Origin of the sequence: Acinetobacter sp. TY1 (genome assembly GCF_048551395.1) — a bacterium.
Lineage (GTDB): Bacteria > Pseudomonadota > Gammaproteobacteria > Pseudomonadales > Moraxellaceae > Acinetobacter.
In genome coordinates this window covers 50075-75687 of the sequence record NZ_JBLYZK010000007.1, presented here as the reverse complement: position 1 = coordinate 75687, position 25613 = coordinate 50075, and the positions used below count along the sequence as shown (strand labels likewise).

Sequence of the window (25613 nt, the reverse complement as noted above, 5' to 3'; positions counted from 1 at the left end):
CCACATGACCTCATTTCAAAATATTGTTTCATTTCAACCCAAGCTAGTTTCACATGCACATATCATTCAATCTGATGTGGAAGCTTTAGAAATTGCACAGCATTTGGCAGAACAATTTAAAACCCATGCTGTACAACGTGATGCTGAACGAATTTTACCTTTTGATGAAATTGAAGCCTATAGTCAATCTGGACTATGGGCAATTACAGTACCTACAGAGTTTGGTGGAGCAGATGTTTCAAGTTATACCCTCGCGCAAATCATTGCACTCATGAGCGGTGTAGATGGTTCGATTGGACAAATTCCACAAAATCATTTTTATGCCCTTGAGGTTTTGCGTAATACAGGTACGTTCGAACAAAAAAAGAAACTGTATGCCGAAGTTTTACAAGGTGCACGTTTTGGTAATGCCTTAGCTGAATTTAAAACTAAAAATTCAGCCCAAAAACAAACCTCAATTAAACAAATGGCACAAGACTTCGAAATCAATGGTGAAAAATTTTATTGCACAGGAAGCTTATTTGCACAGCGGATTCCAACCTTGGTAAAAGATGAAAATCAACGTGAATTCTTGGCGTTTGTCCCCCGTAACAGTCAAGGACTTGAGCTGATTGATGATTGGTCGGGATTTGGACAAAGAACTACTGGTAGTGGCACTGTAAAATTCAATCAAGTGCCAGTACTTGCTGAAGACATCATTCCGTTTGATAACGCATTTACTAAACCTACACTCGTTGGACCAATTGCGCAAATTATGCATGCAGCCATTGAAACAGGTATTGCACGTGCGGCATTTGAAGAAACGCTTGTACGTGTTCGCCAAGCTCGTCCATGGATCGATTCAGGTGTGGCAACTGCAATAGAAGACCCATTAACACGATATGAATTGGGTCGCATTATTGCCGATGTTCGTGCAAGTGAGGTTTTACTCAAACAAGCAGCTCGTTCAATTGATGCTGCCCGTCCACATCCAACGATTGAAAATATTGCCAAAGCCTCTTTAGATGTCGCCAAAGCACGTGCACATAGCACTGAAACAGCATTAAAAACATCATCTAAACTGATTGAGCTCGCAGGTAGTCGTGGTAGTCAACGTGAGGATGGGCTTGACCGTTTTTGGCGTAATGCCCGTGTTCATACACTACATGATGCCTCACGCTGGAAATATTACTTTATTGCCAATCATGTGTTAAACGGCATTTCTCCCCCACGCAGAGGGACATTGTAATGACAAATATTACTAACAGATCTAAATCTAAAAAAATCTTGTTAAATGCATTTGATATGAATTCTGTCGGTCACATAAATCATGGACTTTGGACACATCCTCGTGATCAATCAAATCGTTTTAATGAGTTAAGTTATTGGACTGAACTAGCAGAAACCTTAGAAAAGGGTTTATTTGATGGCCTATTTATTGCTGATATCACAGGCGTTTATGATGTTTATCAACATAATATTGATTTAACCTTAAAAGAATCGATTCAATTGCCAAGTCATGACCCAAGTACACTTGTTTCAGCGATGGCAGCAGTCACTCAGCATCTTGGTTTTGGCATTACAGTCAATTTAAGCTATGAATCTCCTTACCAATTTGCACGGCGTTTTGCCAGTCTTGATCATCTCACTCAAGGTCGTATTGGGTGGAATATCGTTACAGGATATCTCGATAGTGCTGAACGGCTGATTGGACATAAAGGTCTGAAAGATCATGATTTACGCTATGAACAAGCCGAAGAATTTTTAGAACTTTGCTACAAATTTTGGGAAGGTTCTTGGGAAAATGATGCAATTCAAAAGGATAAGATCAATCGCATTTTTACAGACCCAAATAAAGTTCATGAGATTCAACATCAAGGTAAGTTTTATCAAAGTCAGGGCGTTTTTCAAGTTTCACCATCAAAACAAAGAACACCTGTTCTTTATCAGGCAGGCGCATCAGCTAAAGGTTTATCTTTTGCAACGCAACACGCTGAAGCTATGTTTATTGGTGCAGATAGTCCTGAAAAACTAAAAATACAAGTGGACAAAATTCGGGCGCAAACCCAACAGCAAGGTCGAAATCCTGACGAAATTAAGCTCTTTGTCGGGATTACTGTAGTAACGGCTGAAACTGATGAATTGGCGCAGAAAAAGCTCACTGAGTACATTCACTATGCAAGTCCTGAAGCTGGTCTTGCCCATTTTTCAAGCTCTGTCGGTATTGATCTTTCTCAGTTTGCAGCAAATGAAGCGATTCCCTACAAACCAACCAATAGTATTGCCTCAGTAAACAAAAAATTTAAAGAACAAAAAACCACCATTAATGATTTAAAAGCCCAACATATTTTGGGCGGTCGTTATCCCCTCATTGTCGGTAGCGGTGCAACTGTCGCTGAAAAATTGATTCAGTTTTTGGATGAAACGGGTATCGATGGTTTCAATCTTACGCGAACCGTTGCACCTGAATCGCATCAAGATTTTATTCGCTTGGTCATTCCTGAATTACAGCAACGCGGACGTTATAAAACAGCGTATGAAGATGGAAGTTTGCGTCACAAGCTGTTTCAGCAAGGTGATCATTTATCAGAAACACACCCAGTTCAGCAGTTCCGATGTAAAAGCACGTCAAAGAATAAAGATTCTGTGCAACATCATCTAAGCACGCAACAAAAGCATACTGCGTAAAGTAATCCACATTTTTAAAACATTTTCGATGATGACGATGACATTAATGGTAATCACATTATCGACTTAAAATTATAGAGGTAAATCATGGGACAAGCTTCAAAATCTAAACTTTCGCTCATTGGCGTAGTCATTGCCACATTAGTCATAGGGCTTTTGGTATGGACTTATAATAAAAAAACGACATCAAATGAACTCGTGATTGGTATCAGTCCATCTTTTGCTAAACCGTTACAAGTGGCTGCAGATGAAGCCAAAAATCAAGGTATTAATGTCAAATTGGTGGAATTTTCCGATTGGAACACACCCAATATTACCCTCAATCACGGTGATATTGATGCCAATTTCTTTCAACATCAACCCTTTCTTGATAATGCAAAAAAAGAAACAGATTTTAAAATCAAAGGCTTTGCAGTCGGTGCAGCAACGCATGTTGGTTTATATTCCAAAAAATATAATAGCTTTGATGCTCTACCTCAAAATGCCACAGTGGTCATTCCCAATGATCCTGTCAATCAGGGACGTGCATTACAGTTATTACAACAAGCCAAACTGATTACGCTTAAACAACCTGATAATTTTTTAGCAAGTTTGAATGATATTGCAACAAATCCCAAAAACTTGAAATTTACAGAAGTTGAAGGTCCTCAAACAGCACGTGCTATTGATGATGTCGATCTTGCATTTGGTTATCCACATTATTTACGCATGGCGAAAACCGCTGATCCTGAAAAAGCCTTACTTTTTGATTCCAATACAGATAAACGCTTTGCCATTTTATTTGCAGTGCGTGATGACTATGTTGACAAAGACGATAAGCTCAAAAAATTCGTTGAGATTTATCAAAACTCACCAAAAGTAAAACAGGCATTAGATGCAGATTTTGGTCCTACACTTTGGTTCCCTGGTTGGAAGTAACTTCCCAGAATATCATCCATAGCATAAGGAAAGAATTATGGTTAGTTTTGGTTCACAGGTCGACTTCACAGTCCCACACATTAAAATTCGAAATTTAGATAAATATTATGATATTCAAAACACCCAAATACATGCACTTAAAAATATCAACTTAGATATTCCGCAGGGTAAAATTTTCGGTATTATTGGTAAAAGTGGTGCGGGAAAATCATCTTTAATACGTACATTAAATGGACTTGAATCAATCAGTAAAGGGCAAATTTTAATCCACCAGCAAGATTTAGCTCAATTAGAACACGCCGAACTCATTCAACTTCGACAAAAAATAGGCATGATTTTTCAACATTTCAATCTTATGTCTGCAAAAACAGTATATGAAAATGTTGCATTGCCATTAAAAATTGCAGGTTATTCAAAATCTGAAATTGAGCCTCGTGTAAAAGAAGTGCTTAATCTTGTTGGGCTGAGTGAAAAAATAGAAAATTATCCTTCACAACTCTCTGGTGGACAAAAACAACGTGTGGGTATTGCGCGCGCACTCGTTCATCATCCTGAAATTTTACTTTGTGATGAAGCGACATCGGCACTTGATCCTGAAAGTACTGCCGTCGTGCTCTCACTTTTAAAAGAAATCAATCAGAAATTAGGTATTACCATTGTTTTAATTACCCATGAAATGCAAGTCATTCGAGAGATTTGTGATCAGGTAGTTGTAATTGAACAAGGTGAAATTGTAGAAGCTGGACAAGTGTGGTCGGTATTTTCTGAACCACAACAAGCCATTACCCAAGAATTACTGAGCTTTGAACAATTAGATCTTCCTGTGGTATTACACAAAGATATTACACCAGAGCGTACTCAGACCATTTTAAAACTAAGTTATTCCACAACACTTTTAGAGTGTCCTGATTTTAAAATTATTTTTGAACAATTTAATGTGCCTGTACATTTATATCAAAGTCATATCGATACCATTCAAGGACATTTTATTGGTTCGCTCATCATTGCAGTATCAAATACAACACTCAATCTCTTTGCATTAAAAAAAGTATTAGCTCCAGCAATAACAGATTTAGAGGTACTCGGTTATGTCTAATCAACTCATTGATTTATTAATTAGCGGTACAACTGATACCGTCTTAATGGTGGGTATATCGGCATTTTTTGCATTTTTAATGGGCTTGCCTTTGGCAGTCATTTTGGTCAATACAAGCCAACACGGCATTTACCCATCAAAAGGGATAAATAAAGTTTTAGGCAGTGTGGTCAATATTACACGTTCTGTTCCCTTTTTAATTTTAATGGTTGCCTTAATTCCATTCACGCGATGGATTGTTGGTACAAGTTATGGCGTATGGGCTGCTGTCGTTCCACTAACGCTCGCAGCAACTCCCTTTTTTGCACGAATTGCCGAAGTAAGTTTAAGAGAAGTTGATCGTGGTCTAATTGAAGCTGCTCAAGCAATGGGTTGTAATCGTAAGCAAATTATATGGCATGTATTATTGCCTGAAGCTTTACCTGGTATTGTGGCTGGCTTTACTGTCACAATCGTCACTATGATTAACTCTTCTGCTATTGCAGGTGCAATTGGTGCAGGTGGTTTAGGTGACATTGCCTACAGGTATGGCTATCAACGCTTTGATATGCAGATCATGCTTGCCGTTATTGTCGTATTGGTAATTCTAGTCATTTGTGTTCAAGCGATTGGTGATACCTTATCTCACCAATTAGATAAACGTAAAATTTAAACATAAAATATTGATCTTTAAATGGTCTTGTCTTTGATTTTTTCGAATCAACAAGACCTCTTTTTATTCATCCAATGCTTTACTTAACTATTAAAAAAAGATCAAACAAAGTCACTTGTATTTCTTTCATTATTCACACTATATTAAAGTATTGATTAGTCATTTAAATCTCTCCTATGAGCTACAAACATAATAACCTCTTGGCAATGCGCCAAAATTGGTGGAATGATCAACACTCCAACATTGTTCATATTGAAAAACAATTTCTTCAACATGTACTAACCGAGCAAGGCATCTATAGTCCTGCAACGCTTGAAGATGCTCACTATCTGTTTTTTAGCCTGCCAAGTATTATCATTGTCAAAGGCTATGCTTCAGGATTTCAACATCCTGCTGTGACAGAACTGATGACGCAATATATTCAGCTAAATAAAACTCAGTTAATGAAGCGTGAAACAATTAAAATTCAATATCATATGTAATTTTTTTTGTAATTACCTATTGGCTAAAATCCTGACTAAAATGAACTATTTTTTATAATTTGTAGCATTGTCATATTCAAAAAATGCCGTATGATGAGGCGGATTGTAAAGCATCATGTCTATCTCATTAAACTAGTTTAATACATTCAGAACAGGTAAGATTCACTATAATTTACCTGTGTGCATCTCTCAAAGGATTTCATCTTCATGTCAGATCAGAACGATAAGCTTAAAGAGTTAAAGACCTCCTCTATGGATCGTCGCTTATCTATTGCCAAAGCATCATTACTCGCGGGAAGCCGTTGGGCTGCTTCTAGTGCAGGTTCTATTTTTTCAAGTGAAGAAGAAAAAGAGAGAAAGCGTAAAAAAGTTATGAAGGAACAAGCCGAATATTTGGTATCAGAAATCGGTAAACTCAAAGGCTCGATCGTGAAAATCGGGCAAATGATGGCACTATATGGCGAACATTTTTTACCTGAAGAAATCACTCAAGCACTCAATACACTGAATAATCAAACGATTGCATTAGCATGGCCTGCTATTCATGAACAATTGAAAGCTCAATTAGGTTCAAAATTAAACGATTTGACTATCGATCACGAACCGATTGGTACAGCATCACTCGCACAAGTACACCGCGCAACACGTAATTCTGATGGTTTAGAAATTGTCCTTAAAGTTCAATATCCGGGTGTGGCAGATGCCATTGACTCAGATATGAGCTTATTTAAAAACATGCTGAAACTGACACGCATGGTGCCACAAACACGTGAATTTGATCAATGGTTCGATGAAGTCCGTGAAATGATGCATCGTGAAGTCAACTATCAGGTCGAAGCAGCAACCACGCAACGCTTTGCTGATCGCCTTAAAGATGATGCGCGTTACGTCGTGCCACACATCATTGATAAATATTGCACTAATCAAATTTTGTGTATGACCTTTGAACGTGGCGTACCCATTAATAGTCCCGTTATGCTCTCTTTACCTCAAGAACGCCGTAACTTATTGGGTGAAGCCTCACTTGAAATTGCCGTTCGTGAACTGTTTGAATGGGGTGAAATGCAAACCGATCCAAACTTTGGTAACTATTTGGTTCGTTTAGGTAATGGTGCAGATATTCAAGATAAAATTATTTTGCTTGATTTTGGTGCCATTCGTCAGTTTGATACACAATTACTTTCTGTTGCGCGCAACCTGATTAAAGCGGGCTATCATCATAATGCTGAAGATATGGTCAGTTCAATGTCAGGTTATGAATTCTTTGACAATATGCCTCAAAGCATAAAACCTGATATGGCAAAAGTATTTTTACTTGCTACTGAAGCTTTTAGTACACCATTGAATAATCCTGATTTACCTACAGGTGTAATGGATGAACATCACCGTTATGATTGGAAAAAAAGCCAACTACATAGCCGTGTGATGCAACGTGCATCTAAATCAATGACATCACGTTATTTCAGCATTCCACCGAAAGAATTTATGTTTATTAGTCGTAAATTTATTGGTGCATATACTTTTATGACCGTCATTGAAGCCAAGACCAATGTCCGTAAAATGGTTACACCATTTGTCCAAGCTAAAAAATAAAATTCATTCATATTGTTTAGACCGAAATGACAATCTTTATTTTTTGTCATTTTGGTCAATTTAACTTAATTTAGCACTTTACAAGTAAATAAATAAATAATAAAAATTAGATATTTAAATCAATAAAACACACACCTACTACCATTTATCTTAGGTCAACTCCCATGTCAAATGCGACATAGTTTTTTATATTTTTGCGTGGCACGATACTGAACATACCAATACAAGAACAGGCACTACGGAATGACCAACATGGTAAATAAAGCTCAGGGGTTGGGCTTAAATATATTGACTAAAATTGCAGGTAGCGATCTACTTGATCAACTTAAATTGCGTAAATTTGTCGAAAAATCACTGTATCAAGGCTCAAAAGCAGGTTTTAAAACACTATCAGCAACACAAAAAGCATTTAAATCGGATGCTAAAGTCACAAAACAGCGCCTTCCTAATCAACAAAAAGGTTTATTTGATCTCAGTCTGACAGAAGAACAGCAAATGACTGTGGATGCCATGCAACAGTTTGCATCTGAAGTTTTATATCCTTTAGCACACAATGCCGATCACAATGAGTCATTCCCACAAGAACTATGGCAACATAGTATTGATTTAGGACTGAACTTTTATGCTCTGCCTGAAGCACTTGGTGGTGTTGCAACTGAAAAAAACATTCTTAGCAATATTCTAATCGCTGAAACCTTAGCCACAGGTGATTTCACATTAACAGCAGGTTTACTTTCAACTTTTAGTGCAATTAACGCCATTACCCAATGGGGTTCTGTACAAGTGCAGTCGACTTATCTGCCTGCTTTTGCTAATGACCCAGAACTTAAAGCAAGTTTTGCCATTCAAGAGGCGACACCTGCATTTAATCCCTACAAACTTCAAACTAGAGCGACTGCAAGCAACGGTGCTTATACCATTACAGGTGAAAAAACTTTAGTCATTTTAGGTGAAACAGCCGATCTTTTTATTGTCAGTGCTGAATTAAATGATCAAGCTGATGTCTTTATTGTTCAACGCCATGACAGCATTACTGTACGTAAATCTTCAGCAATGGGTTTAAAAGCAGCGGAAACCGTCACTTTAAAATTTGACAATACTCCTGCTGTACGTTTGGGTGATGATGATTTTAATTACACTGCTTTTTTAGATTTAGGTAATTTAATGTGGTGTGCACTTGCAATTGGCACCTGTGAAACCGTGAAAAACTATTGCGTCAAATATGCCAATGAACGTACAGCCTTTGGCGAGCCTATTTCTCATCGTCAAAGTGTGGCATTTATGATTGCCGATATGGCAATTGAAATTGATGCGATGCGTATGCTCGTTCTCAATGCAGCAAGCCTTGCTGAAGCAGGTCAACCTTTCCACCGTGAAGCGTATCTAGCACGCTTACTGTGCGCTGAAAAATCAATGAAAATTGGTACAGATGGTGTACAACTTCTAGGCGGTCATGGTTTTACCAAAGAACACCCTGTCGAGCGTTGGTATCGCGACTTACGTGCAACAGCGATTATAAAATCAGCATTACATGCTTAATCCATAAGAACAATAGAAATACGAAAGGAATAATCACATGAATTTACAGAATCCTAAAAAATTTCAAATGCTTTTGGATCAAGCACACGAAACAGCACTGAATGTTTTACGTCCAATTTCACGAAAATATGATAAAGCTGAGCATGCCTACCCCAAAGAACTCGATATGCTCGCTTCACTACTTGATGGTATGAATGATGGTGGTGATGGCATGAATGCTGGCGCAGCAGTCAATAAACGTGGTGATACCGATTCAAGTAATAAAAATGGCGTGAATATGTCAACTGCACTTGGTGTCATTGAAATGTGTTATGGCGATACAGGCTTACTTCTTTCAATGCCACGTCAAGGTTTAGGGAATTCTGCTATTGCAGCCGTTGCTAATGATGAACAACTTGAACGCTTTAAAGGTACTTGGGCGGCAATGGCAATTACTGAGCCAGGTTGTGGTTCTGACTCTGCTGCAATTCGTACCACAGCCACCAAAGATGGCGATGATTATATTTTAAATGGTGAAAAAATATTTGTGACTTCAGGTGAACGTGCCGATTCAGTCGTGGTTTGGGCAACACTCGATAAAAAGCTTGGACGTGCCGCAATCAAATCCTTTGTTGTTAAAAAAGGTACACCGGGTATGAAGGTTGAACGCCTAGAGCACAAGCTTGGCATTAAAGCATCAGATACTGCCGTAATTAGTTTCATTGATTGCCGTGTTGCAGGTGAAAATTTACTCGGCAATGCTGAAATTGATGTAGCAAAAGGCTTTGCAGGGGTTATGGAAACCTTTGACAATACTCGCCCTTTAGTTGCAGCAATGGCTGTCGGTTGTGCAAAAGCATCTCTTGAACGCATTAAGGAAATTTTTAAAGACCAAATTGATGCCAATTACGCAACGCCATATTTACAGTCAAGCAATATCGCCGCACAAATTTACCATATGGAAGCAGAATGGGAAGCATCTCGCCTACTCACTATGCGCGCAACGTGGATGGCAGACAATCGCAAACCAAACTCAAAAGAAGCTTCCATTGCCAAAGCCAAAGCAGGTCGAATCTGTAATGAAATCACACTGAAATGTGTAGAACTTGCAGCGAGTGTAGGCTACAACGAAGATGAATTATTGGAAAAATGGGCACGTGACTCGAAAATTCTTGATATTTTTGAAGGCACTCAGCAGATTCAGCAATTGATAATTGCCCGCCGTGAGCTAGGTAAATCATCAAGTGAACTGAAATAATATAAATTATTGAATGAATTAAAGCGCTAGATTTCACCTTAATCGATGGATTTTTGTTATAAAAGTCCATCTTTTTTTATTTTCATATTTCACATGTATACATTACGCCCTATTCAAGCAACCGATAATGTCGCATTAGCCCAGATTATTCGTCAAGTATCAGCCGAATTTGGACTTGCTGCTGAATCAGGCTTTGCTGTTGCTGACCCAATCCTTGATGATCTGTATGCCGTTTATACTCAGTCCAACGCTATGTATTGGGTTGTTGAAAATCAACACGGCGAAATTTTGGGTGGTGGTGGTCTATCACCGCTCATGGGTGCGGCTGATATTTTAGAAATTCAGAAGATGTATTTTCTTTCCGAAGTCCGTGGTTTAGGTTTTGCTAAGAGAATTTTACAATTGGGCTTCGATTTCGCCCAACAACACGGCTTCAATGCATGCTATTTGGAAACGACAAAAGACTTATGGCAAGCTGTAAAACTTTATGAAAAATTAGGCTTCAAACACCTATCTCAGCCCATGGGTCACACTGGTCATAGCCATGCTTGTGAAATTTGGATGAAAAAAGAACTTAATCACTAATTTTCAAATATATTGATATTACTACATTATATTTACCCTTTTCAGCTACTTAAAAAACATCAAAGAAAGTAAGCTGAAAAGGAATGTGTAACACAATAAAATAATGATCAGCATCACATGATAAAAATTAAAAAATTATCTTTGTCGAATATATGAATATATTAGCCAAACTATTACAAACCAAGCGACTGACTGAAATTATTGACATTGGTACCAATCCGATTGATGGTGATCCACTTAAAAATTGATATTCAAGGTGCTGAACTTTTGATTTTTAAATCAGGACTTAAAAAAGTAGTGGTCATTCAAACTAAAATATCCTTTATGACCTTATATAAAGATCAGCTAGCGTGGGGTGAAATTGAGTTACGAGTGCAAGGTTTTGTTCCGCATTGTTTTACTGCCGTTAAACAATGACCTATTTCACCCTTTAGCTATCTCGATCAACCCAATCGTCCCGTAAATCAATTGCTCGAAGCCGATTTAGTCTATGTTCGAGATTTTACCCACCCCGAACTGATGGATGATGAGCAACTCAAACATCTCGCCCTTATTGCTCATCATTGTTATCAATCTTTGACCTAACTTTATGTTGCTTCATGATTCTCGAACAACAAGGTACGGTGGCTGAACATCCTCAATAAAATTATATTAATTTTCCCAATCAGAAAATCTAATCATAGAAAATGCACCTAAAAATCTGATAAAAACACATCAACAATAAAGGGAAACTGATAATGAATCAGCTTCCCTTTTAGCTAAAATTCCTCTATTTCAAATCAATTTTTATTTAAAAGGCGATCAATCACACCAAATTTTTTAAATAATGCTGCACGGCGTTTTGGATAGATATTGGCTTGATTTAAATCACCTTTATAATGATCAAATACACGTTTATCCATCATTTTGAACCACACTGATGGAATCAATGCAGGCAACAACATACTCGCATAACCACTTGGCAGTTCAGGTGCTTCATCAAAATGACGCAGTGCTTGGAATGGACGAGTGGGATAAGCATGATGATCGGAATGACGTTGTAATTGATACAAAAATAGATTGGTCACAATATTGTTATTGTTCCAACTATGCTCAGGCATAGTACGTTCATATTTACCATTTTCATTTTTCTGACGTAACAAACCATAATGTTCAATATAATTAATGACTTCAAACAAACCAATACTATAAATTGCTTGTGTGAGTTGATAAGGTAAAATTTTACCTCCAAAAGCTTTCAGCATAGCGCCGTGAAATCCTGCAGCCATGCCCCAACCCTGCAACAATTCATTGTCTTTTGACCAAAAAGATAAGCCTTTACGTTTTAAACGTTGTTTTTCAATTTCAATTGCTGACTTAAAAGAACCAATTACCGTACGAGGGAAAAATTCATAAAATGTTTCTCCCATTTTAGACGATGCAGGATCTTCTGGCGTTGCTGCACGTTTATGATGTCCGTAAGGATGCTCAATGCGGAAATGGTTATATCCCGAAGGCACCAAAGCCAAATGTGACAATAGATGATCAATACGCTCAGATTTATGACTCAGCTCATGTGCGGTATTAATTGCGATACCATTGATTGCTCCCATCGAAACACCCAATAATATTTTATCAAGTAAAGAGGTACTCTCACGACTCGCTAACCAACAAGCATAGACATTGGCAACATATTGCAAAGGAATAAAGGTTTTCACCAAACGTGCATAATAAGGATCTTGCTCTAACAGCTTAATATCTTCATTCGATGGATTATTATTGTCTTTGCCTACTAGCGTATCAATTGCAGGTATAATGATATGTAAAACAATTGGTCCACCCAAAGCAAAAACTTTTTTCAATGGTCTTGGTGCAAATTGGTATCCTGCTAAAATTCCAATCCCTATGACAGGTAAAGATGGACTAATTGCCCATAAATAACGTTTTTTATCTAACGCAAATCCTGACTTAACCACGATTTCACTGACTTGCTGCTCAGGTATTTTCACGGGTGCGTTCATATGTGCTTCTTTCCTTGATTTTTTCTTATCTCTATATTTAACGATAACGTATAATCAAAACAGTTCTAAGCGTCCATAAAAGCTATGTAGAAGTCCTTGTCACTTTCTGCATGGCAAATGACCTTATCGAACATGTAAAATGATAAAAATATGTTTAACTACATATAGAAGATGTAATTTTAAATAGTAAGCTTGACCAAAATGATACGAAACCCATGGATGCACTAAGTAAAATTTTTGAGGATATTCATTTAAATCATTCTGAATATCTATATTTGCAAGCCACAGGACATTGGGCATTTCATAGTCCTGCACAGCCTGTACTCATGGCGCACATTGTGTTGTTTGGTGAAGCTCATCTACAATTTAACAATGGTACGCATTTCAGCCTAAATACTGGGGATATGTTTCTCATTCCCGCAGGTTTAGCACATCAAGTTCGTCACCAAAAAGACAGTTTTTTGGTTGAAACTCTCAATATTGCTCCATTATTTGATGGCTTAAAGCAAGAAGCCATTGAATTTGGTGAAGGCCCATCAAACAACAAAACGCTTATTTTATCTGTGCGTTGTCAGCTCAATGCCATTATGGCAAAACCGCTCGTCAATGCTTTACCCCCCTTTATTCATATTCAAAATGCACTCAGTGATCAAGCTCCTGAATGGCTACGTATTGGTTTATATTTTGTCGCATCTGATACACAACGCACACTTGCAGGTAAAAATAAAATCATGGATCATCTGCTGAGTATTATGATGATTGAATGCGTTCGTGATTATATTGGGCAACTCAACCATGAAAACAATTGGCTCAGTGCACTCGTTCATCCTGAACTTGCCAATGCACTCGCTGCCATTCATGGACAACCAGAACACTCATGGACTGTTGAGAGTTTGGCAGAACAATGCTGTATGTCACGTTCCAAATTTGCAGGGCTGTTTCATCAAATTGTGGGAGAAACACCACTTGCCTATTTACAACAACATCGCTTGCGCCTCGCAAGCCAGCACTTAATCAAAGGGCAACTTTCAATTCAACAAATTGCACATACAATTGGCTATTCTTCTGAAACAGCATTTAGCCAAGCCTTTAAAAAGCAGTTTGAATTAACTCCAAGCCAATATAGACAAAATGCACAAATATCCATGCGCTAAATAAGACCATTCTAAAATGTACTCACCCGAAACGTAAAAAAAGCGCCGAAGCGCTTTTTTTTGTGCATGTAAAATCAAAAATTATTTAATTTTGGCATGACTTTTTAAATATTGCGAATAATCATCAAGCATTTGCTGACCACGTAACTGTTGATACAATTTAGTCAACTCCTGTGCTTGCTGTGGTGCTAAAGCATCTACAGGTGGTTTGATGACATTTGCAACAGCAACCACAACCATTTCACCAGGTAAACTTGCAGTCGTCACAGACCACTGACCTGCTTTCGGTGCAGGAACACTAAATGCAGCACGTTCAACTTCACGTTTTAAACCTTGAGAGCGCATGAACTCACCAGCATGTTCAAAACTAAAATGATTCTTTGCAAGTACTTGCTCAGCAGGTTGAGTTTTAAACTCAGCTAACATCGTTGCAATTTTAGCTTTTGCGACTTCATATGCTTTTTGTTCAATCAACTTAGCTTTAACTTGCGTTGTTACTTGAGCAAGTGGTTGTACACCCGCTGGATGATAATTACGTACTTTCAACCAAACAGTATCACCATTAGTGAGCTGAATATTGCTTGATGCATTGCGATCACCATTTTTCACATCATCATTAAACAACTTCACTTTTACCGCAGGATCAGATAACACAGGATGCTGTGTACTTAATGCAACGGATTTAACAGATTCAATTTTTGCTGTTTTAATTTCTTGTGTCACAGGATCAAGCGCATCGCTGCTCACAATCATTTCATTTAAGCTATTTACAGTATCTGAATACGCATTCGCAGATTTAGCTTTTAAAACTTCTGCTGTCAATTCAGCTTTTTTCTGCTCAAATGTCGGTATCTCTGTTTTTGCCGAAGTAGACTCAATCAGATGATAACCATACTGTGTTTTTACAGGTTGAGATACTTGACCATTTTTTCCGCTATTTACAGCTTTATCAAACTCATCACCAAAAGCGCCTTCAACATAAGATTCAAGTAAACCACCCTTGCTTTTTGAAGATGGATCTTCTGAATATTGTGCAGCTGCTTGAGCAAAGGTCATACCACCTTGAATTTTAGCGTATACATCTGCTGCAATTTTTTGTGCTTCTTCTACGGTGCGCGTATCTGTACCAATTAAAATATGATGTACATCACGCTTGACATCTTTATTGGCTTTTTCAACAAAAGCTGCATATGCCTGCTCAAGCTCTGTACCCGATACTTCCGCATTTGGACCTGCAACCATAGCAGGTGTCAATACAACATAATCGACATCAACAGAAGCTGTTTGCTTAAACTTACTTTGATGTTTGTTATAGTAATCTGCTATTTCTTGATTACTGACTTTAACATTTTTCTTGTAATCGTCTAGTTTTACACTTGCAAGAAATAAATCACGTTTTTCAGTCTGTAAATTGGAAATCTGTTGCAAATCTAATTTGCTCACCAACGCACTATCAGTGATCATTCCCATCAACATTTTCAATGCATGATCTTGACGTAAATTATCAAGCAATCCTTGATTGGTCATGCCAATAGAACGCAAATAATTGCCATATAATGTATTTGAAAATTTACCATTTTCTTGAAAACTTGGTTGTTGGGCAATCATCTGCTCAAGCTGTGCATCACTCAAACTCATACCCAGTTTTTCAGCTTGCTGAACCAGTAAAGCACGAGAAACCAAACTATCCAAAGCACTCTCTTGAATAAACGCTTGATTCAATAAAGATTCGTCGCCATTAACCATAGAGAGGTATTGATCTTTAAAACTTTTTGTCTGTGCTTCCAGATCTTTTTTTGAAATTGCCTGACCATTTACAGTTTTGGCAACATCTGCATTATTTCCACCACTGAAATAACCCTCAATCCCAACCAGCGCCAACGGGGTCAAAAACAATATGAGCAAGACTTTGCCCAACCAACCCCTTATGACTTTACGAAACGATTCCATAAGTATTCCAATATTTTATTTCACAGGGATTCTAACTGATATTCAAATATGAATGAATGCGCAATGTATTAATATTTTGGATTATTCATAAAAAACGCGCCAAATGGCGCGTTTGTAGATTTCTGAGCAAATTATGCAACAGAATCTTTTAAGCCTTTACCCGCTTTAAAGCTTGGAACTTTACTTGCTTTAATTTGAAGCTCTTCGCCAGTTTTTGGATTACGACCAGTACGTGCAGCACGTTCTTTAACGCTAAAAGTACCAAAACCAACCAAAGTTACTGTGTCGCCATTTTTAAGCGCTTCACCGATCGAAGCAATAGTCGCATCCAATGCTTTCCCAGCATCAGACTTAGACAATCCCCCTTTCTCTGCAATCGCATCGATTAATTCTGATTTATTCATGAAGATTACGTCCTCTTATATCGTTTGTTTAAAATCTAAGGCTGTAGTTAAAAAGGCCATGCGGTCTTTATAGCAATGCTTTGGGGGATAAAGCAAGACTGCCTGAACGCATTTTATAAAAAAAATCATCAAAACCCCCATGAGATCGTATTTTGTTCGTTATTTTTCTATTTTTTGTAATTGCATTGTCAATTTTCTATTTTCTTCAACCAAATCGTCAACTTTAGTATGTAGTTGTAAAATCAATGATTCAAGATGCTGTAAATCTTTAGCTGTCACCAAACCAATACGATTCAACGAATGATTCACCCCTTGATCTAGTAATTTTTCGACCTTATCCTTAGTTTCTGTAACGGATTCTCGAGTTTTATCTGCGACCTTATTGACCGCATGATCTGTTGCATCTACGGTTCTAGATTCAAGCTCTTGTCCAACTTCGACTAATGAATCAAAAAGTTTATTACCCTCTTCTTCCGCACGTGAAAATGCACCTAAACCTGCAAGCCAAATTTGTTTGGTATATTTTCTAAAATCGAGTGCTGACTTCCTTGAAGCTTTGCTACGTTTGGGCTGATCTTGAATTTGGTCATCCTCTTGTTCTTGTTTTACCTGAGCAATGTTTTCCGCATTACTATCCTGCTCCGCCATTCGAAATTCCCCTTCATTTATTACGACTGTGATCAATCAGTCAACTATCTCATAAAATATACGCATCATAACAAATAAAATACTTGAACGTTTTGCAAAACTGTTCTACAAAGCAAAGTTATTGTTTCATTTATTGTGGGTCAACTCACATTAAATCACAATTTTTTAAATAATATGAGAGTGGATGCTCCAGATCTGTATAGGAAATTCGTATGAGTGAATCGCAACAGAAAAGCCGACAAAGCCGTTTGTTGCTCAATGTTGTCATGATTGTTTTAGAGACAATATATTCTTTCGTCCTCAAACACGATCGTGTTGTTCGCTTACAAGCAAAGAAATTTGTAGATCAGCAAACGACCATAAAAATAAATAGCTACATTCCCTACTTTGATTTTTATGTTCAATTTACAGACAAAGGGATTCTGTTTGACTTAAAAGAACCTGAACAAGCACCTGAGCTCTCCGTGAGTAGTACGTTATTGGACTTGGTTCAAATTCTTGCCTTTGCAAACAAGCGTAGTATGAAAAAATTACGCATAGAAGGTGATCAACTCTTAAAAGATGAGTTTAAAGACTTACTGGTTCATTTGACTGCACCAAAGCTATTATCTGATTGGAAAAAATGGCTCACCAATCCAGATGATGATCAACTTACAACTGCATCAAGCAAACGTATTGCACCTTTACTTGAAAAAATTGATACACAACGCTCTAAAATTAACACTTTACAAGTTGAAGTGAAGCAATATCAAAATCGCATAAAAAAATTACAGGCACGACAAAAAAGGATTAATTCAGCTTTTTGTGTAATAGGCATTCTATTTTTTATGTTAATTGTGTATAATTTATCGCAATTATTTTAATAAAAAATTTTCCTCGCCTATTTTCCCAACTTAGCAATAAATCCTGACAAATTTAGTAGGAATTATCTTCAAAATACTTGACTATTTTAGTCAGGATTCATAAAATTCATACATCTAGTCTAAACACGTGTATCGGATCATGCGCTTAACCACTCGCGGTCGCTACGCAGTGACTGCTCTTCTAGACCTAGCTTTGCAGCCAACTGAACAAACGATTACGCTTGCAGAAATTGCAGCACGCCAAACTATTTCTGTCGCTTATCTTGAGCAATTATTTGCAAAATTGAAGCGCCATGGCTTGGTATCTAGCGTTCGTGGAGCAAATGGTGGTTACCATCTTGCGCGTAATGCTGAAGAAATTACGATTTTAGCGATTATTGAAGCTGTCAATGAAACGGTTGATGCAACACGATGTGACCATAAAGGCAACTGCCAAAATGGTGCAATGTGCTTAACACATGACCTATGGCAAGAACTCTCCCACCACATTGCCGATTATTTAGCAAAAATCACACTTGCCGATCTTGTTGCACGTGACAACGTTCAAACTGTTGCACTACGCCAAACATCTTCGAGTCATCTTGATTCAGCCCTTTTATCGGTTACAGGTATTTGACATGAAACGTCCTATTTATCTTGATTATGCAGCAACCACGCCTGTAGACCCACAGGTTGCGGAAAAAATGATGGAATGCCTGACGTTTGACGGGACATTTGGTAACGCAGCGTCTCGCTCACATGCTTATGGTTGGCAGGCAGAAGAAAAAGTTGAATATGCACGTGAACAAGTTGCTAACTTAATTAAAGCTGATCCACGTGAAATCGTTTGGACTTCAGGGGCAACAGAGTCAGATAACTTAGCATTAAAAGGTATTGCTGAGTTTTATGGCTCGAAAGGCAAACATATTATTACGAGTAAAATTGAACACAAAGCCATTTTAGATACTTGCCGTGAGCTTGAAGAAGATGGTTTTGAAATCACTTATTTAGAACCAGAAGAACGCACAGGTCTAATTACCCCTGAAATGGTACAAGCGGCTTTACGCCCAGATACAATTCTTGTTTCACTGATGATGGTCAACAACGAAATTGGTACAATCACTGACGTTGCTGCAATTGGTGAATTAACTCGTGCCAACAAAACTTATTTCCACGTTGATGCCGCACAAGCTGCTGGTAAAGTTGAAATTGACCTAAGCACAATGAAAGTTGACTTGATGAGTTTCTCTGGTCACAAAGCATATGGCCCGAAAGGCATTGGTGCTTTATATGTACGTCGTCAACCACGTATCCGTATCAAAGCGCAAATGCACGGTGGCGGTCATGAACGTGGTATGCGTTCAGGTACACTTGCAACCCATCAAATCGTAGGTATGGGTGCTGCATTTGAATTAGCAGGCAAAACTTTAGTAGCTGAACAAACACGTTTACGCGCACTTCGTGACAAACTTTGGAATGGCTTACAAGACCTTGAACAAGTGTTCTTAAATGGCCACCCTGTTTATAACGTTGCTAACTACTTAAACGTAAGCTTCAACTTTGTTGAAGGTGAATCATTAATGATGGCACTCAAAGATGTTGCCGTATCAAGCGGTTCTGCATGTACTTCTGCAACACTTGAGCCTTCTTATGTTTTACGTGCATTAGGTCTTTCTGACGAATTGGCACACAGCTCAATCCGTTTCAGTTTTGGTCACTATACAACTGAAGAAGACATTGATCACGTAATTAAAATCAGTAAAGCTGCCGTTGAAAAACTTCGTGCACTATCTCCACTTTGGGATATGTATAAAGATGGTATTGACCTAAGCTCGGTTGAGTGGGCTGAACACTAATTCCCTCAATACACGCATTGCACTGAAACTCAGTGCAATGCCACCACATTAACCTTGTAGCAATACATATTATCAACGGCTGACCCCGAGTTCTGGAGAAGCATCATGGCTTATAGCGAAAAAGTAATTGATCATTACGAAAACCCTCGTAATGTTGGTGTGTTAGATAAAGATGCAGAAAATGTAGGTACAGGTATGGTCGGCGCACCTGCATGTGGCGACGTGATGCGCTTACAGATCCAAGTTAATGATAACGGCGTCATTGAAGAAGCTCGTTTCAAAACTTATGGTTGTGGCTCTGCAATTGCCTCTAGCTCTTTAGTTACTGAATGGCTTAAAGGTAAAACTCTTGATCAAGCACAATCAATCAAAAATATTGATATTGCAACTGAACTTGAACTTCCTCCTGTAAAAGTACACTGCTCTGTACTTGCAGAAGATGCAATTAAAGCTGCTGTTGAAGATTACCGTAGCAAAAAAACCAAAGCTTAATATCGATTGTTTTCACTCGATACAGATGATTATTTAACGGAGTTTTCATGATCCATTTAACTGAAAATGCTGCAACTCATATCAGCAATTACTTAAGCAATCGCGGTAAGGGTGAAGGTATTCGTCTTGGTGTGAAAACTTCGGGCTGTTCAGGCTTGGCATATGTATTAGAGTTTGTTGATGATATTGATACGCATGACCAAATGTTTGAACAATTTGGTGTTAAAGTTTTTATCGACCCGAAAAGCCTTGTCTATCTTGATGGCATGGAAATGGACTATGTTAAAAATGGTCTAAATGAAGGTTTCGAGTTCAACAATCCCAATAAAAAAGGCGAATGCGGCTGCGGTGAATCATTCACTGTATAATGCCCTTTGGTTTCTTTTTACATTAAAACAGTGTCCAACACTGTTTTAATTACATTCAATACCATGCTTTTAAACATATCATTGCGGACACCTCTCCCATGAGTCATTTTGAGTTATTTAATCTCCCAACTGAACTCGATATCGATCTTGCTCTACTGAAATCCAATTTCTTAGCATTACAACAGCAATATCATCCAGACAAAGCTGAAGACAAAGATCGTGCGCTCATCAAATCAAGCGAAATCAATCAAGCTTATAAAGTCTTGGCAAATGTCGATAGTCGTGCTGCGTATTTACTGTCTTTAAAAAAACAAGATCACCATCTCGATCAATCGATCAGTGATTTTGAATTTTTACAGTCAGCGTTAGAAATTCGTGAACAGCTTGATGAAGCATTCGATACCGCAGAACTTCAATCTTTAAAAAAAGAAGTTCAACAATGGATGGATGGTTTAGTCCGAGAGTTTAAACTTGACTATACACATGAAGAATGGGCAGATGCACGTGATACTGTACGTAAACTGCGCTTTTTCCAAAAAGTCATGAATGATATTGATAAAGCTGAAGATCAACTTCTTGATGATGAAGATTTTGATCTTGATGATGAATTTTAATACTGTTTATTTTTAGATTTATTTTTTGTTAAGGATGTAACACAATGGCACTCTTGCAAATTGCAGAACCCGGACAATCAAGTGCGCCACACGAACACCGCATTGCGATCGGTATCGATTTAGGCACCACACACTCTTTGGTTGCCACCGTACGTTCTGGTCAGGCAAAAGTTCTTCCTGACGCACAAAATCGCGTGTTACTTCCCTCTATTGTTCACTATTCCAAAAACTCAACGGAATATGGCGATGCAGCGAAACCCTTTCTGACCACTGATCCGAAAAACACAATAAGTTCAGTTAAACGTTTCATGGGTCGCTCAAAAGCAGATATTAAATTTCAACACTCTTACACCCTTGTCGGTGAAGATAATCAAATGCCTGCATTTGAAACTGCTCAGGGACGTAAAACACCTGTAGAAATTTCAGCTGAAATTTTAACGCAACTTAAAATTCGTGCAGAAGACAGTTTAAGTAACGAAATTAATGGTGCAGTGATTACGGTTCCTGCTTATTTTGACGAAGCACAACGTCAAGCAACCCGTGATGCTGCACAACTTGCAGGTCTCAATGTTTTACGCTTACTCAATGAACCGACTGCTGCTGCTGTAGCCTATGGCTTAGATCAAGACAGCAACTTAGAAACCGATCGTAACTATGTGATTTACGATTTAGGTGGCGGTACTTTTGACGTTTCAGTACTACGCTTCTCTCAAGGTGTATTTGAAGTTTTAGCGACGGGCGGACACACCGCACTCGGTGGTGATGACCTTGATCGCCTGATTGTCAAATGGGCAAAAAAACAACTCAATATTGAGACTTTAGATGATGCTGAATATGCACATTTCTTGGTGTCTGCACGTAAAGCCAAGGAAGCGTTAAGTGATGCACAAAGTGTTGATCTTAAAGTTCTTGATCACCACATTGCTTTAGATCGTGCAACATTTGAAGCGATTATCAAAGTTGCCTTAGACAAAACAATTAGTGTTTGCAAACGTGTATTACGTGATGCCAAATTACAACTTGATGATATTCAAAATGTTGTTTTAGTCGGTGGTTCAACACGTTCTTATGCCGTACAGCATGCTGTACGTGATGTATTTAACCAAGAACCACTCTGCACTATCAACCCCGATGAAGTCGTTGCAATTGGTGCTGCAATTACAGCAAATCAATTGATTGGTAACAGTCTTGATGGCTCATTACTGCTTGATGTTACACCACTCTCCCTCGGTCTTGAAACCATGGGCGGATTGGTTGAGCGTCTAATTTCTCGCAACACCCCAATTCCTGTCGCACGTCGCCAAGAATTTACCACCTATCAAGATGGTCAAACGGCAATGTTGATTCATGTGGTACAAGGTGAACGCGATTTAGTTGAACATTGCCGTAGTCTTGGACGCTTTGTCTTACGCGGTATTCCACCAATGACAGCGGGTCAAGCGCGTATTGAAGTAACATTCCAAGTAGATGCCGATGGTCTATTGGCTGTTTCTGCACGAGAAACGTCTTCAGGTGTGCATGCCCAGATTGACATCAAACCATCGTATGGTTTATCTGATGATGATACACAGCGTTTACTTCTTGATGGTTATAAATTTGCTGAAGAAGATAAAAACCTTCGTCACTTAAATGAAACCAAAGTAGAAGCACGTCGAGAACTTGAAGCATTAGAACAAGCACTCAAAGCCGATGCTACGCTACTCTCGAAAGAACAGCTCAATGCAATTCATCAGGCTGCCGAGCAACTCAAGACACAACTTGAAACTGATCAGATTCAATTGATTGAACATGCAGTCGAACAGCTTAAAGTTCACAGCGATGCTTTTGCAGCAGCACGAATGAATCAACATATCGATGAAGCCCTCAAAGGTACACGATTGGATGATTGGTCAAACTCAAACTAATTTATAGGACAAGACTATGCCACGTATTAAAATCTTACCACATGCAACGATTTGTCCGAATGGTGCTGAGTTTGAAGTGAAAGCGGATGCAAATTTATGCCAAAGCTTACTTGAAAATGGCATCAAAATTGAACATGCTTGTGACATGTCTAAAGCCTGCACAACATGTCACGTTGTCGTTCGTAAAGGTTTCGACAATCTAGAAGAAATGGATGATATTGAAGCTGACTTACTCGATCGTGCTTGGGGCTTAGAACCTGATTCTCGCCTGTCATGCCAAGTAAAAATTACAGATGAAGATTTGGAAATTGAAATTCCAAAATATACACTCAACCATGCATCTGAAAATCATTAATTTAAAACGATATAGTTTTAAAGATAAAACCACTCAAATTGAGTGGTTTTTTTACATTCTTTTATATTAAAATAAATAAAACTTTAGCATCAATGTGTTGGTAAATCGACTTCATCTTCTACTTTTAATTTTGCAATACCCTGAGAATTAGTCAATTGCTGTTGCATTTGAATACGTTTAACCATTTTTTCCATTACTTGAATAAGCTCTGAATATTCAAAATTTTGTACTTCTTCAAGATTCAACACCAAATGAAATCCTTTATACTCATAATCAAACCACTGTTGATTTTCATTGCGACTTTGAGAATAACGTTCCATCACCTGCCAAGTTTTTACAAGACCTTGTATACCTTTCAGTTCAATCGGCTCTTGCGGTGCACAAAGATAAAAGTTTTTAATTAAACGATGAGTTTCATCAGAAATTAGAATTTCATCAATATCAGCAGCACTTTGTAGACGTGCAGCAAGATTCGCATCACGCCCTACAATGGTATACGCCATACGATGTACCGCACCATAGTTCCCAACGTGACAATATCCTGTACTCACCCCCATGCGAACATGTAATGGTGCATATCCCATTTTCACCCAACGCTCACGTAAAAATTTCATCTGTTGGCGCATCATCAGTGCCATTTCGATACAGTTACGCGCATCCTGTTCTACACCCTGCGAATCTGGATCACCAAAGAAAATTAGGATGGCATCGCCCATAAATTTGTCAATGGTTGCACCATACTGCTTGGCAATTTCAGTCATATGACTCAAATAATCATTCAGTAAAAATGCTAAATCATCAGGAATAAGGGATTCTGAAAGCTCAGTAAAACCCTGAATGTCTGAGAAAAAAATCGTGATTTTTTTACGCTTATATTCAAGTTTTGCTTCCGACTCACCACGCATAATGGACTGCCACAACTGTAAAGGCGCATAACGACTGAGTTGATTAGACAATTCAATATAGCGATTCATTTCATTAAAATAGTTTTCACGTTGTTGATCAATCTGTATAACACGGCGACTTTGATAATAATTACCAATACAGATAAAGAGCATAATACTCATAAAAGCAACAACAGAGAGCTCAGGGCTTGTTTGCTGAAAATAATCATCAAAACCAAATACAAAAATAATGCTTAGGTAAAAAACAATAATTGCAATAAGCCAAGAAAGTGAAGCAATGAGAAATGAAATTTTGCTATTAAGTGCGGTATAAACCAATGCAAAAACACAGACAAATGATACAACTAAACTCAGATGTACTGCAGCTAAGGCCACTGCCACAACCACAACATCAATTAGGAAATAAACATTTTTACGAACATTACTGTCAAATCTATATTGAATCCAACGCGATAAACGTGGACTAATCAAAAAAATAAACAGTAAAAATAAAGGAAAGTAAATCTGATAATTTGCAATAGGTGAAGTGAAATAATAAATCGTCACCATTAGACTGATGATCGTGTAGCCTATCGCACGAAGAAAAACTTCAAATTGCTCAGGCTCTTTATCAAGCATGCGATCAAATGGCACGAACTATTTCACTCCAATCCCAGATTGGTACTCTATTCCTGCGAGTACCTTTATTTTGTACTTATTTCAACTTAATCCATACGCCAATCAAAAGGCATATCCCCTTGACCGCGTAGAGCAAGCATCAGTGTTTGGCGCATATGTGCCAACACATCATTTGAATACGGTACAGCAGGTGTACCCCATACAGGCTGTGGCCAAACAACGTCATTTTGGTAGCGTACTATATGATGAAAATGTAGTTGTGGCACCATATTTCCAAGTGCAGCGACGTTCATTTTATCTGCACGAAAAACACGTGATAATTGGCTCGATAACCAACTTGATTCACGTAAAAATTGTTCTTGGTCAGCTTGGCTCAATTCATATAGCTCTGTAATTCCAGGTACACGTGGAATCAAAATAAGCCATGGGAATTGCATATCATTCATTAAACGACATGTTGAAAGCGGAAAATCGCCGACAAAAAATGTATCTTGAGCAAGTTGTGGATGCAAACTAAACATATCTTTATAAATGACGCAAAATTAGAATGATGAAGTAATACTAACACATCAGTTTTAGTGTGAATATTGCTAGTATTGTGTTTTAGTACAAATAAATCATGTTTGAGCTGTAATAGATCACAGCTCTACTTTAAACAATCTCGATAATATTTCAAGCACTACTATAAAAATTTTCTGACTGTTCAGTTAGATACTCTAAATTAAAAAAATATA

Annotated in this window: 26 protein-coding genes; 20 read left to right on the top strand and 6 right to left on the bottom strand. The window is 38.0% G+C overall.

Going from position 1 to position 25613, the window contains the following annotated elements; all coding sequences use genetic code 11:
- Window positions 1–4 precede the first annotated feature (4 nt).
- From ACK2M2_RS06420 to ACK2M2_RS06370, 11 genes are all read left to right on the top strand, one after another.
- A complete protein-coding gene (locus ACK2M2_RS06420) occupies window positions 5–1228 on the top strand; it encodes an SfnB family sulfur acquisition oxidoreductase (protein WP_419346762.1) in 1224 nt (407 codons plus the stop codon).
- Window positions 1228–2667, top strand: coding sequence for an LLM class flavin-dependent oxidoreductase (locus ACK2M2_RS06415; protein WP_419346759.1), 1440 nt, complete (start codon window positions 1228–1230; stop codon window positions 2665–2667). Before ACK2M2_RS06420 ends, ACK2M2_RS06415 begins: the two co-directional genes overlap by 1 nt.
- Before the next feature lie 87 nt (window positions 2668–2754).
- Window positions 2755–3585 carry a MetQ/NlpA family ABC transporter substrate-binding protein gene (locus ACK2M2_RS06410; protein WP_409510462.1) on the top strand — a complete coding sequence of 277 codons (831 nt, stop codon included), beginning with the start codon at window positions 2755–2757 and terminating at the stop codon, window positions 3583–3585.
- A 37-nt stretch (window positions 3586–3622) separates the two neighbouring features.
- Window positions 3623–4681 carry a methionine ABC transporter ATP-binding protein gene (locus ACK2M2_RS06405; protein ID WP_419346757.1) on the top strand — a complete coding sequence of 353 codons (1059 nt, stop codon included), beginning with the start codon at window positions 3623–3625 and terminating at the stop codon, window positions 4679–4681.
- A complete protein-coding gene (locus ACK2M2_RS06400) occupies window positions 4674–5333 on the top strand; it encodes a methionine ABC transporter permease (RefSeq protein WP_419346754.1) in 660 nt (219 codons plus the stop codon). Before ACK2M2_RS06405 ends, ACK2M2_RS06400 begins: the two co-directional genes overlap by 8 nt.
- Window positions 5334–5509: 176 nt before the next feature.
- On the top strand, window positions 5510–5815 hold the full coding sequence (locus ACK2M2_RS06395) for a hypothetical protein (protein WP_409510464.1): 306 nt from the start codon (window positions 5510–5512) through the stop codon (window positions 5813–5815).
- Between the two features lie 207 nt (window positions 5816–6022).
- Window positions 6023–7408 carry an ABC1 kinase family protein gene (locus ACK2M2_RS06390; protein WP_409510465.1) on the top strand — a complete coding sequence of 462 codons (1386 nt, stop codon included), beginning with the start codon at window positions 6023–6025 and terminating at the stop codon, window positions 7406–7408.
- 243 nt (window positions 7409–7651) lie between these two features.
- Window positions 7652–8947 (top strand): acyl-CoA dehydrogenase family protein, encoded by a 1296-nt coding sequence (locus tag ACK2M2_RS06385; RefSeq protein ID WP_419346751.1) that lies wholly within the window; start codon window positions 7652–7654, stop codon window positions 8945–8947.
- Window positions 8948–8984: 37 nt separating this feature from the next.
- Entirely contained in the window at window positions 8985–10184 is a 1200-nt protein-coding gene (locus tag ACK2M2_RS06380; RefSeq protein ID WP_419346749.1) for an acyl-CoA dehydrogenase family protein, read from the top strand.
- 93 nt (window positions 10185–10277) lie between these two features.
- Window positions 10278–10769 carry a GNAT family N-acetyltransferase gene (locus ACK2M2_RS06375; protein ID WP_419346747.1) on the top strand — a complete coding sequence of 164 codons (492 nt, stop codon included), beginning with the start codon at window positions 10278–10280 and terminating at the stop codon, window positions 10767–10769.
- Between the two features lie 225 nt (window positions 10770–10994).
- Window positions 10995–11186, top strand: a complete 192-nt coding sequence (locus ACK2M2_RS06370) for a hypothetical protein (protein WP_419346744.1) — start codon at window positions 10995–10997, stop codon at window positions 11184–11186.
- A 362-nt stretch (window positions 11187–11548) separates the two neighbouring features.
- Here ACK2M2_RS06370 and ACK2M2_RS06365 read toward each other — a convergent pair whose 3' ends face one another.
- Window positions 11549–12769: an alkane 1-monooxygenase gene (locus ACK2M2_RS06365; RefSeq protein WP_419346742.1), complete on the bottom strand. Its 1221-nt coding sequence runs from the start codon at window positions 12767–12769 to the stop codon at window positions 11549–11551.
- Between the two features lie 215 nt (window positions 12770–12984).
- Between ACK2M2_RS06365 and ACK2M2_RS06360 the strand changes: the two genes are divergently transcribed.
- Window positions 12985–13923, top strand: coding sequence for an AraC family transcriptional regulator (locus ACK2M2_RS06360; RefSeq protein WP_419346739.1), 939 nt, complete (start codon window positions 12985–12987; stop codon window positions 13921–13923).
- 81 nt (window positions 13924–14004) lie between these two features.
- On the opposite strand, the gene ACK2M2_RS06355 is transcribed toward ACK2M2_RS06360, so the two are convergent.
- The 3 genes from ACK2M2_RS06355 to ACK2M2_RS06345 form a co-directional block, all read right to left on the bottom strand.
- Window positions 14005–15873 carry a SurA N-terminal domain-containing protein gene (locus ACK2M2_RS06355; protein WP_419346737.1) on the bottom strand — a complete coding sequence of 623 codons (1869 nt, stop codon included), beginning with the start codon at window positions 15871–15873 and terminating at the stop codon, window positions 14005–14007.
- Window positions 15874–16004: 131 nt separating this feature from the next.
- Window positions 16005–16277, bottom strand: a complete 273-nt coding sequence (locus ACK2M2_RS06350; RefSeq protein ID WP_409510473.1) for an HU family DNA-binding protein — start codon at window positions 16275–16277, stop codon at window positions 16005–16007.
- 159 nt (window positions 16278–16436) lie between these two features.
- Window positions 16437–16925: a phasin family protein gene (locus ACK2M2_RS06345; protein WP_419346735.1), complete on the bottom strand. Its 489-nt coding sequence runs from the start codon at window positions 16923–16925 to the stop codon at window positions 16437–16439.
- Window positions 16926–17137: 212 nt separating this feature from the next.
- Between ACK2M2_RS06345 and ACK2M2_RS06340 the strand changes: the two genes are divergently transcribed.
- The 8 genes from ACK2M2_RS06340 to fdx all read left to right on the top strand — a co-directional run bounded on the left by ACK2M2_RS06340 (window position 17138) and on the right by fdx (window position 23356).
- The gene (locus ACK2M2_RS06340) at window positions 17138–17788 is read left to right on the top strand and encodes a hypothetical protein (RefSeq protein ID WP_419346733.1); all 651 of its coding nucleotides are present in this window, start codon (window positions 17138–17140) and stop codon (window positions 17786–17788) included.
- A gap of 139 nt (window positions 17789–17927) precedes the next feature.
- Window positions 17928–18404: an Rrf2 family transcriptional regulator gene (locus tag ACK2M2_RS06335; protein WP_409510476.1), complete on the top strand. Its 477-nt coding sequence runs from the start codon at window positions 17928–17930 to the stop codon at window positions 18402–18404.
- A 1-nt stretch (window position 18405) separates the two neighbouring features.
- Window positions 18406–19623, top strand: coding sequence for an IscS subfamily cysteine desulfurase (locus tag ACK2M2_RS06330; RefSeq protein ID WP_409510477.1), 1218 nt, complete (start codon window positions 18406–18408; stop codon window positions 19621–19623).
- Window positions 19624–19728: 105 nt separating this feature from the next.
- A complete protein-coding gene (iscU, locus tag ACK2M2_RS06325) occupies window positions 19729–20115 on the top strand; it encodes a Fe-S cluster assembly scaffold IscU (RefSeq protein WP_409510478.1) in 387 nt (128 codons plus the stop codon).
- Window positions 20116–20162: 47 nt separating this feature from the next.
- The gene (gene iscA / locus ACK2M2_RS06320; protein WP_409510479.1) at window positions 20163–20483 is read left to right on the top strand and encodes an iron-sulfur cluster assembly protein IscA; all 321 of its coding nucleotides are present in this window, start codon (window positions 20163–20165) and stop codon (window positions 20481–20483) included.
- 98 nt (window positions 20484–20581) lie between these two features.
- The gene (hscB, locus tag ACK2M2_RS06315; protein WP_419346728.1) at window positions 20582–21097 is read left to right on the top strand and encodes a Fe-S protein assembly co-chaperone HscB; all 516 of its coding nucleotides are present in this window, start codon (window positions 20582–20584) and stop codon (window positions 21095–21097) included.
- Window positions 21098–21141: 44 nt separating this feature from the next.
- The gene (hscA, locus tag ACK2M2_RS06310) at window positions 21142–23001 is read left to right on the top strand and encodes a Fe-S protein assembly chaperone HscA (RefSeq protein WP_419346726.1); all 1860 of its coding nucleotides are present in this window, start codon (window positions 21142–21144) and stop codon (window positions 22999–23001) included.
- Window positions 23002–23017: 16 nt separating this feature from the next.
- Window positions 23018–23356: an ISC system 2Fe-2S type ferredoxin gene (gene fdx, locus ACK2M2_RS06305; RefSeq protein WP_409510482.1), complete on the top strand. Its 339-nt coding sequence runs from the start codon at window positions 23018–23020 to the stop codon at window positions 23354–23356.
- Window positions 23357–23445: 89 nt separating this feature from the next.
- Here fdx and ACK2M2_RS06300 read toward each other — a convergent pair whose 3' ends face one another.
- Window positions 23446–24894 (bottom strand): adenylate/guanylate cyclase domain-containing protein, encoded by a 1449-nt coding sequence (locus ACK2M2_RS06300; RefSeq protein WP_409510483.1) that lies wholly within the window; start codon window positions 24892–24894, stop codon window positions 23446–23448.
- Between the two features lie 71 nt (window positions 24895–24965).
- Window positions 24966–25400 (bottom strand): HIT domain-containing protein, encoded by a 435-nt coding sequence (locus ACK2M2_RS06295; protein WP_409510484.1) that lies wholly within the window; start codon window positions 25398–25400, stop codon window positions 24966–24968.
- Window positions 25401–25613: the final 213 nt, after the last annotated feature.